The sequence below is a fragment of the Pseudogemmobacter sonorensis genome, from assembly GCF_042762395.1.
GTDB classification, from domain to species: domain Bacteria; phylum Pseudomonadota; class Alphaproteobacteria; order Rhodobacterales; family Rhodobacteraceae; genus Pseudogemmobacter; species Pseudogemmobacter sonorensis.
In genome coordinates, this window is record NZ_JBEFZE010000032.1 from 40,229 (window position 1) to 48,525 (window position 8,297).

Genomic DNA, 8,297 nt, shown 5'->3' on the forward strand with positions numbered 1-8,297 from the left:
GCCACGCTCTTGCCCAGAGCGTTCATCCCTACTACCAATCTGAAGCACGCGCACACTCGACATGATCCGAGATCAGCGGGAGCCGGATCAGTTCCCATTCCAAGGATAATTAATGGATCACGTCGTTGACTTGGAGACGCTGCCTGTCGAGCAGCTCATAGAATTAATCCGTGAAAAGACCGGGGCTGGAGTGAACCTTTCTTTTCCGGGTAAGGTTCTCGCACGTCAAATCGGCCGTCGAGTACGCCCGCGCAACCAGCGCACCATCAAATCTCTCAGCGCAGGTGATGAGGTTAGCCGCTCACGAAACCTTATAATCGAGGGGGACAATTTTCAAGCACTCGCGTCTCTATACCGCGAGCGCGGTCAAATCGATATGATCTTAACTGATCCGCCTTACAATACAGGCGGGGACTTTCGATATAATGACAAATGGGACACTGACCTAATGACCCAGATTTAGGTGATTTTGTCGGCAGCGATGATCCAGCGAAGCACACAAAATGGATGAAGTTTATGTATCCCCGCCTCCAGATGATGCGGGCAATGCTGAAATCATCAGGTGTACTCGCTATTTGCATCGACAGCCGCGAGATTTTTCACCTCGGGCAGATGCTTGACAAACTTTTCGGGGAGGAGAATAGGCTTGCCATCATCAACTGGAAAAAATCATATTCCCCTCGATCAGATAATAGGCACGTCTCAACCGCAACCAAATATGTACTAGTCTATGCAAAAGATGAGCGAATTGCGAAGACGGGGCTTGAGACGCGCACAGAATCTATGAATGCACGCTACCTGAATCGTGACGGCGACAACAAAGTTTGGAAAGCGGGCGATTTCTCTGGACCAAAAGCGCTTACGCATCAGGGGATGGTCTATGGCATCCAATCTCCTTTTACTGGAAAGATCCACTACCCGCCATCCGGGTGATGCTGGGTCTTTCCCCAAGGAGATACTAAACGGTTCGTTGAGGGCTGGGGCGTAGCGTACGAGCTACGCTTAATTGATGATGCGAAAATTCGCGCTGATGTTGTCGGAATAGATGTCGCAGATGTACGAGCGGTCAAAGCGCTCATGCTTAAGACACCTCTCGATGCAGCGAAGTCACGCGCAACAGAGAAACTAAAATCTGGTTCGTGGCCAAAAGTATTCTTTGGGACAAAGGGAACAGGACGACCACAACAAAAGCGTTATCTCGAGGACGTAAAAAAAGGTCGTGTCCCCATGACCTATTGGGCGGACGAGGAGATCGAAACGCCCGAGGTTCTCGGCGATGTTTCATGGGATCATGAAGAATCCGGCCACAGTCAAACTGGCGTAAACGAGCTGAGCTCAGTTGTTGGCACCGGACACGGCTTTGAAACTGTTAATCCTTTGAAACTAATTATGAAACTTATTCAGATATGGCGCCCAACTGGTGGTACGATTCTTGATCTGTTTGCGGGCTCCGGCACCACCGGCCATGCAATCCTTAAGTTAAATTATGAGCAAGCGGCGAACAGGAGATTTATTTTGATTGAACAAGGTCGTCCAGAAAATGGCGACTCATATGCAAAAACACTTACAGTTGATCGACTCCGCCGTATCGTAGAAGGAAGTTGGGCGAAAAGGAAGGAAAAACCGCTCGGCGCCGGCTTTACCTTTAAGACACTAGAGAAGAAAGTCGACGCAAAAACACTTCTATTGATGGAACGTGACGAAATGATCGACACGGTCATGGCGTCTCACTCCGGCTCAGGCAGCCGTCGGTCAACAGTGCTCATTACCGTCGGCGATGAGCGAGATCCGTATTCTTACTTCGTTGCGAAAAATGCCAGCAACGAAGGTGTCTATCTTCGTCCGGTCCGGTTCCGGGTCAAATACTGACCTCACCGAAGAAGTGTACGAAACAATTACAGAAGAAGCAGCCTCAGCCGGTTTGTCAGGTGTATATCACGTGTACAGCAAACGGAATTTGATCGTCACCGACGATGTTATCTGGTATCAGATACCAGATCGGATACTATCAGACCTCGGCTTGGACGTACGCACCGAGTCTTTTACCGAAGAGGGATAAGTATGGGGATTGATCTTTTCCAATTCCAGCAAGATGCTGCATCGCAGATGGCTGATCGCTACATAGCATACGCTGCTGACCCCATCGGATACGGCCGTGGTTCCAAGCGTCGCGATGTACCCTTTAATCTTGCCCTCGTAATTGACACCTCTTTCGCTGATCTTTTCGCCATCGTCGTTTCTCCTTCTGGCTGCGAAGATATACGCTTTTGTTCTCGGTATCACGCTGCTGCCTCCAGTTTTCGAGTTCCGATGCGCCTTGCACTCGTCCGCGCTCTGCGACGGGGTTTTTCGGCTGCACTTTGGCAGCGCCCGAACCGTCGCGGCGCACTTTTCCATCGGACTGACGGAGCATCGTCACAGGCACTCGGGCGCGGTCCGGCCGTCTTTCGATCGGCGTGGCCGCAGGCAAGATAGCGTGCGTTCCGTCGTTGATGGTCTGCATCGGTCCTCATCCGCCGGAGCGGAACTCGTGTGTTCAAATGGCGTCCGTCACCGTGCGGCCGCGCCGTGTTTCAATTACCGATGATCGGTCATGCGTGGGCTCCCAGGTGCTTGCGCGCCTTGATCTGCGCGCGCCGGGCCGCGTCGGTTTCAGCCTCCGTCGAATCTCCGACATAGAAGGTTCCATCGCTCCACATGGCGTGCATGATCACCGCCAGCTTGCGCGCCACCGCGACCACTGCCTTGCGGTGGCAGGAGCGTTTGGCGATCTGCTGGCCCCAGGTTTTCACCTTGTCCTTGCCCTTGAAGCGGGTCATCAGCCCGGACGCCGCCTCATAGAGCGCGCGCCTGACATCGGCATCGCCTGCTTTCGAGATGCGCCCCTTCACGTCAATGGATGTGCCCGACTGCCATCGTCGCGAGGTCAGCCCGAAGTAGGCCGCGACGTCGCGCGAGCGGCGGAAGCGCGACGGATCGTCGATCGCGGTCATGAAGGAGAGCGCCGTCACCGGCCCGACACCGGGGATCGCCAGGAAGCGCCGGCAAAGCTCGCTCTGCGCCACCATCTTCACGACCAGATCGTGCAGCCGGCAATACTCCTTCCACAGCGCGGCGCGCGCCATCAGCATGGCGTCCATCAGCTCGGCGGTGAGCGGATCGTCCGCCGCCGCCTCGCGCACAGCCTGATCGAACTTGCCGCGCGAGGTGCCGCCGAGTTTGATGCCGAAACTCTTCAGCGAATGACGGATCGCATTCTCCAGGTCGAGGAACTTGCGCTTCAGGTTGCGCCGGTGCGTCAGAAGAAGCCGCATCCGGTAGCAACTTTCCGTCTTCACATGCGCGGCCCGGAACCAGCCGGTGCGCATGATGTGGGCGATGCCGAGCGCATCCTTTTCGTCGGTCTTGTTGCGTTGCGCCGACATCGCCGCACGCACATGCTGCGTCTCCAGGCAGATCACGGGCAGGCCGAGCTTCAGCAACTCCGGATGCAGCCAGGGTGACAGCGATCCCGCTTCATGACCGACGCGCCTGAGCCGCGCCACAAACGGTTTCAGCGCCGCAAATAGCGCGTCCGGTTCGGTCGCAACCTTCACCGTCAGATGCACCTCGCCGCGATCGTCGACAACGCACACCGCCGTCTCCTCGATCGCAACGTCCAGTCCACAAAAGAATTCCATCAGTCGCCTCCTGCGTGGTTTCGGGGTCGGCAGTGTAACGGCTGGCACAGGCTCCGCGCCCGCAGATGGGACGCCAAGCCAATTACGGGCGGCGCTTTCTTCCATCACTGGCTCCGGGAAGACCGCCATTCTCGCACAGGCAGTCAGTGAAATAGTTGCATTATCTGAGATTCCTCCGGTGATCCTTTGGCTCTCCAAGGGCAAGGTCGTTGTCCAGCAAAGCTATGCGAATCTCGCTATTGGAGGAAAGTACAATCACCTCCTTTCAGATATCTCGGTGCGGTTACTCAGCGAATATGATCCCGAAGATGTCGCCAACGCAAAAGAAGATTTGCTATACTTTGCAACTGTGGGCACCTTCAATCAAAGGGACCGCGAAAAGAGCAACCTTAAAATATTTGCCATCGATACGGATCAGATTGAGTCAACTCGTTGGGAAGCGCTTAAGATACGCGAGACCGCTGACGGCAAACGTCGGCCATAATTGTCGTTTACGATGAAGCTCGGAATCTGAGCGATCAGCAGACAACATTGCTTCTCGAGCAGCAACCCTCCGTATTCCTTCTCGCGAGCGCTACTCTGCGCTTTCCCGCTCAATTCGATGCGGAGGTCATACAGCCCCTGCGAACGCAAGGCGATTACACAGATGAGGAATTGGTCACATCTGTGAAGTCTTCAACCGTTGTCGCATCCGGCCTGGTAAAGGGTATGATCTCACTTGACGGCTTAAATGCCCCAATGCAGGAAACCGTTTCTCAAATGATCAGCGATATGCGCGAAGCAGAGACTGCGGCAAATTCTGAGAATCTTTCATTTCCAATTAAAGCGATTTATGTCTGCAACACTAACATCCTCGCTGACGACACTGGGCAAACAGACGACCCGAAACAAGCATTCAAACAGCGACAAGCCCCGCCGATATTAATTTGGCGTTATCTCACTGAACAACGTGATATACCCGCAGCGGAGATCGCTGTATATGCCGACCTCAAAACTCATCGTGACTTTCCTCTACCCTCGGACTTTGTACTGTTTAACAGTGGCGAGAATGATTACAACGATTTCGTCGCAGGTGATTATCGCCACATTATCTTCAATCAAACCCTTCAGGAGGGTTGGGACGATCCCAGCGTCTACTTTGCGTACATCGATAATACGATGGAATCTTCAGTACAAATAACCCAGATTGTAGGCCGCTTTTTGAGACAGCCAGGTGCCGCGCACTATGAATCGGATCGGCTGAACACTGCGCATTTTTTACGTACGAGTGGATAGAAACGACGCATTCGCTCAGGTCGTAGAAGATGTGCGTAAAGGCTTGGGCGGAGAGGCCCCGGAAGTACGCATCTTGACGTCTCCCCAGGCACTGAGAAGCCGGAAAACCTGGTCCCTAAAGAGGCGCGCTCAATACCAAGAACTGCAATAGACAACAAGCCAACAATCGAACCGGTAGAAAAAGTTCTAGCGAAAGTGCATGATTACTCACACGATAGTGTGAACACACGTGGCGTTGGCCGCCGTCGCACGGTGCAGCAAGCTATTGGCACAAGCGGATCGTTAGATTCGGAATGGGTTGAATTTGAGCAATCAAATCGTGTTAATGCACGCTGGATATTTCGACGGGAGGTTGCTCGTCGTTATCGCCACGCATTGATGGTGATGAATACTGACACGGAGAAGTTTGATGCCAAGGTGGGTGTGGGCAGCAGCGCATATGCTAGCTTAGCGGATAACGCCGCCGAGGCCGTCGATAGATACCTTCAGCATGCGATCATCAAGCAGCTTAAGCCCAAGCCGTACGAGGTCGGCAGTATACTTGTTCGCCGTGGCACCATGGAGAATTTTAAGAACTCCATCCATGAAGGCTACGATGGACTTAATCAATTTGAACAACGGTTTGCCAGATCTCTGGATGAGGTCGGCCATACTTGGGCACGGAACAGATCACAAACCGGATATAAGATACCATTGGTCACCCTAGGGCAAACTGTTTGGTTCTTCCCTGACTTCCTTGTTTGGGTGGGTCAAACAGTTACAAACAGTTACAAACAGTTATCTGTGTCGACACCAAGGGCAACCACATGGTTGAAGCAGATGCGAGACGAAAATTGCTTTCTATTCAGCCGCACAAAGATGTGTCAACGACAGTCCAGGTGAAATTTATAGTCGAAGGGTCATGGAAATCAGATGGAACACCGGATGGCAAGGGTGGCTTTTCTGTCTGGGAACGTGGCAGCGGCCGAGAACTGCGTGCAATTCCACATGACGATATGGAATCGGTCGTAAGGTCGTTTGCAAAATAGGAAATTTGGGCCACTTTTCTGGTCCAAATTTCAAGAAATTTGTATACTGGCCATGAGTTTGAAGACCCCATTTTCTCTATAGTTTACAAATCAAATATGGTGCTTCTGGATCACTTCCAGCGCCGTTCGTAAAGCAAGCGATTTCTGACCTGTCCGGCAAAGGGCGTCCAAAGACTGCGGCATCATTCACGTCAGTCAACGCTCGCCAACCGTCAGTGTGCCCGATCTTCTGCGTTGCAAGCCGATGCGGCAGCAGGTTAGAGTCGTCTGTGGAGGCATCCATACTCAGCATGTTCTAGGGATGCTTTCATGTGCCTACGCGCCTTGTTCACAGGGCTTTCTCGTGACCTCCGTCCTGACCTTTTGCAGCACTGCTGCGCTAGGGTGTGCCGGAAATAGCCATGTCGTGGCACAGACACACCTTGTGGGCTGATTCGAAATAGACCCGCCGCAGCAAGGGCTTGGCCGATCCGAGGCCCATGTCCCCGGCACGTAGTTCTCCATCGACGACTGCTTCCCCGCATGTCCCCGGCGCTTCCCGGGAAACTGCGTGGATTTTGTCCTGGCGGGAAGCATGGAGAATTCGGATGGCACAATCCCGGTCGAAACACCCTGAACAGCGCCTGTGCGCCTATGGCAACACGGCGGCGGAAACCGTCACATGGGACACGGAAGTGTCCGGCCTCGGGCTGCGCGAAAGGGGCGGAAAGCGCAGCTGGATCGTCCAGACGCGGATCGAGGGGCGGAGCGTCAAGCGTACTCTCGCCCCGGAGCGGCAGCTGACCCGCGAAGCCGCTCGGCTGGCCGCCGAAGCGGTGATCGGTGCTTTGCGGGAACCCGACCCGGATACCGCACCAAAGGACGCGCCGCTGGCCGAGTTCTGCGAGAACTGGCTGGCAGACTGCGCCGGACAGTGGAAACCCGCGACCATCAAGAGCCATCGCTACGATGCGAGCCATCACATCCTGCCACTGCTTGGGCGCAAGATGGTCTCGGAAATCGAGGCGGAGGATGTCCGGGGCTGGTTCGATGGCATGAACCGCGCGCTGGCCGGGCGCAACAGGTCGCTGGCCGTGCTCTCGGGCATGATGCGTCATGCCGAACTGATCGGTATGCGCAAGCCCGGCAGCAATCCCTGTGCAGGGATGCGGCGGCATGGTGTCACCATCGTTGCCCGGGCATTGAAGCCCGGCGACTTTGCCCGCCTCGGCAGAGCCCTGCGCGTGCGACAGGAGCGAGAGCCGCTGCTGGTGGCGCTGGTGCGGTTCATTGCCATGACCGGCTGTCGCAGAGGGGAAGCACTCGCCTTGCGGTGGGACTGGATCGACGGCAATCGCGCAGCCCTGCCTGATGCCAAAGCCGGGCCGCGCGCAATTTGGCTCGGCAAGCCGGTGCTGGACCTGTTGGCCGCCCTGCCCCGGATCAGCGATCTGGTCTTTGCCGAAGAGGAACGACCCCTGCGCGCGATCCGGCTGGACAGGTTCTGGCACGAGACCCGGAAGGCCGCGCGCCTTGGCACCCTGCGCCTGCATGATCTGCGCCACAGCTTCGCCACGACCGCGATCAGCGCCGGGGAAAGCCCGCGCACGGTCGCCAGGCTGCTCGGGCACAGCGAGTTCGCGACCACCGAAGCCTATATCCATCTGGCGGACGAGACCCTGCGCGACGCGGCGATCAGTGTCGGTGCCCATCTGAACAGGACGCTCGCCGCCCCCAGTGACATAACAAAGCGTAACCGGCAGCCCGCCACGCCACCATCCCGCCCGTCCGCCATCCCGCCGCACCTGTTGCGGGATTACAGACGCTCCCGCCTGTTGATCCCTGCCTTCTGCGAAAAGCACGGGCTGGACCGTAAGCTGTTCTGGAAGCGGTGCAGGCCGATTTCGAGCGCAACAGGAGGGAAGCTGGCAAATGAACACAGTCACGCTCTTCACCCCGAACACGATCCGCGCCGCCCGACCGGGCAAGCGGGAATACACCCTGCATGACGGCAAGGTGCCGGGCCTCGGCCTGCGGGTTCGTCCTACCGGCGCGAAGGCTTGGGTGCTGCGCCTCGGCACCCGGAAACTGACGCTCGGCCCGGTGGATCGCCTCGACCTCGACGCCGCCCGCAAGAATGCTCTGGCGCTGATCGCAGGGGAGGCTCCGCCTCCCCTGCCCCTCTCGGCAACCTCCCTGACCTTCGACGTGAATAGCACCGAGTTTCTTAGACGCCTTCGCGTCTCATCATCTGCTGCCGTTCGAACTCGGCGGGTGACAGCATCCCATTTCTCGCATGCTTGCGCTTCGGGTTATAGCACATCTCGATATAATC

Annotated in this window: 9 protein-coding genes and 2 pseudogenes; 8 read left to right on the top strand and 3 right to left on the bottom strand. The window is 56.0% G+C overall.

What is annotated here, in order from left to right:
- Positions 1 to 112: 112 nt before the first annotated feature.
- The 3 genes and pseudogenes from ABNX41_RS17835 (at position 113) to ABNX41_RS17845 (ending at position 1,869) form a co-directional block, all read left to right on the top strand.
- The gene (locus tag ABNX41_RS17835) at positions 113 to 463 is read left to right on the top strand and encodes a hypothetical protein (protein WP_438671056.1); all 351 of its coding nucleotides are present in this window, start codon (positions 113 to 115) and stop codon (positions 461 to 463) included.
- 26 nt (positions 464 to 489) lie between these two features.
- A pseudogene (locus tag ABNX41_RS17840) lies at positions 490 to 933 on the top strand (DNA methyltransferase); the annotation flags it as partial.
- 144 nt (positions 934 to 1,077) lie between these two features.
- A complete protein-coding gene (locus ABNX41_RS17845) occupies positions 1,078 to 1,869 on the top strand; it encodes a DNA methyltransferase (protein ID WP_438671057.1) in 792 nt (263 codons plus the stop codon).
- Positions 1,870 to 2,182: 313 nt separating this feature from the next.
- Here ABNX41_RS17845 and ABNX41_RS17850 read toward each other — a convergent pair whose 3' ends face one another.
- Together ABNX41_RS17850 and ABNX41_RS17855 are read right to left on the bottom strand one after the other, a co-directional pair.
- Positions 2,183 to 2,503, bottom strand: coding sequence for a hypothetical protein (locus ABNX41_RS17850; RefSeq protein WP_438671058.1), 321 nt, complete (start codon positions 2,501 to 2,503; stop codon positions 2,183 to 2,185).
- Positions 2,504 to 2,591: 88 nt separating this feature from the next.
- Entirely contained in the window at positions 2,592 to 3,680 is a 1,089-nt protein-coding gene (locus ABNX41_RS17855) for an IS110 family RNA-guided transposase (protein ID WP_438671059.1), read from the bottom strand.
- Positions 3,681 to 3,858: 178 nt separating this feature from the next.
- On the opposite strand from ABNX41_RS17855, the gene ABNX41_RS17860 reads away from it, so the two are divergent.
- The 5 genes and pseudogenes from ABNX41_RS17860 to ABNX41_RS17880 all read left to right on the top strand — a co-directional run.
- Positions 3,859 to 4,164, top strand: a complete 306-nt coding sequence (locus tag ABNX41_RS17860; protein WP_438671060.1) for a hypothetical protein — start codon at positions 3,859 to 3,861, stop codon at positions 4,162 to 4,164.
- A gap of 47 nt (positions 4,165 to 4,211) precedes the next feature.
- On the top strand, positions 4,212 to 4,955 hold the full coding sequence (locus tag ABNX41_RS17865) for a hypothetical protein (RefSeq protein ID WP_438671061.1): 744 nt from the start codon (positions 4,212 to 4,214) through the stop codon (positions 4,953 to 4,955).
- A gap of 195 nt (positions 4,956 to 5,150) precedes the next feature.
- The gene (locus ABNX41_RS17870) at positions 5,151 to 5,837 is read left to right on the top strand and encodes a hypothetical protein (protein WP_438671062.1); all 687 of its coding nucleotides are present in this window, start codon (positions 5,151 to 5,153) and stop codon (positions 5,835 to 5,837) included.
- Between the two features lie 733 nt (positions 5,838 to 6,570).
- A complete protein-coding gene (locus ABNX41_RS17875) occupies positions 6,571 to 7,971 on the top strand; it encodes a tyrosine-type recombinase/integrase (protein WP_438671063.1) in 1,401 nt (466 codons plus the stop codon).
- A pseudogene (locus tag ABNX41_RS17880) lies at positions 7,895 to 8,053 on the top strand (Arm DNA-binding domain-containing protein); the annotation flags it as partial. The gene ABNX41_RS17875 and the pseudogene ABNX41_RS17880, both read left to right, overlap by 77 nt.
- Before the next feature lie 136 nt (positions 8,054 to 8,189).
- Here the strand turns inward: ABNX41_RS17880 and ABNX41_RS17885 are convergent.
- Positions 8,190 to 8,297, bottom strand: a 108-nt coding sequence (locus tag ABNX41_RS17885) for an IS3 family transposase (RefSeq protein WP_438670816.1), incomplete at its 5' end; no start/stop codon positions are given.

Coding starts and splice junctions, on each gene's coding strand:
- ABNX41_RS17835 (WP_438671056.1), top strand. CDS start 113: ATGGATCACGTCGTTGACTTGGAGACGCTGCCTGTCGAGCAGCTCATA.
- ABNX41_RS17845 (WP_438671057.1), top strand. CDS start 1,078: ATGCTTAAGACACCTCTCGATGCAGCGAAGTCACGCGCAACAGAGAAA.
- ABNX41_RS17850 (WP_438671058.1), bottom strand. CDS start 2,503: ATGCAGACCATCAACGACGGAACGCACGCTATCTTGCCTGCGGCCACG.
- ABNX41_RS17855 (WP_438671059.1), bottom strand. CDS start 3,680: ATGGAATTCTTTTGTGGACTGGACGTTGCGATCGAGGAGACGGCGGTG.
- ABNX41_RS17875 (WP_438671063.1), top strand. CDS start 6,571: ATGGCACAATCCCGGTCGAAACACCCTGAACAGCGCCTGTGCGCCTAT.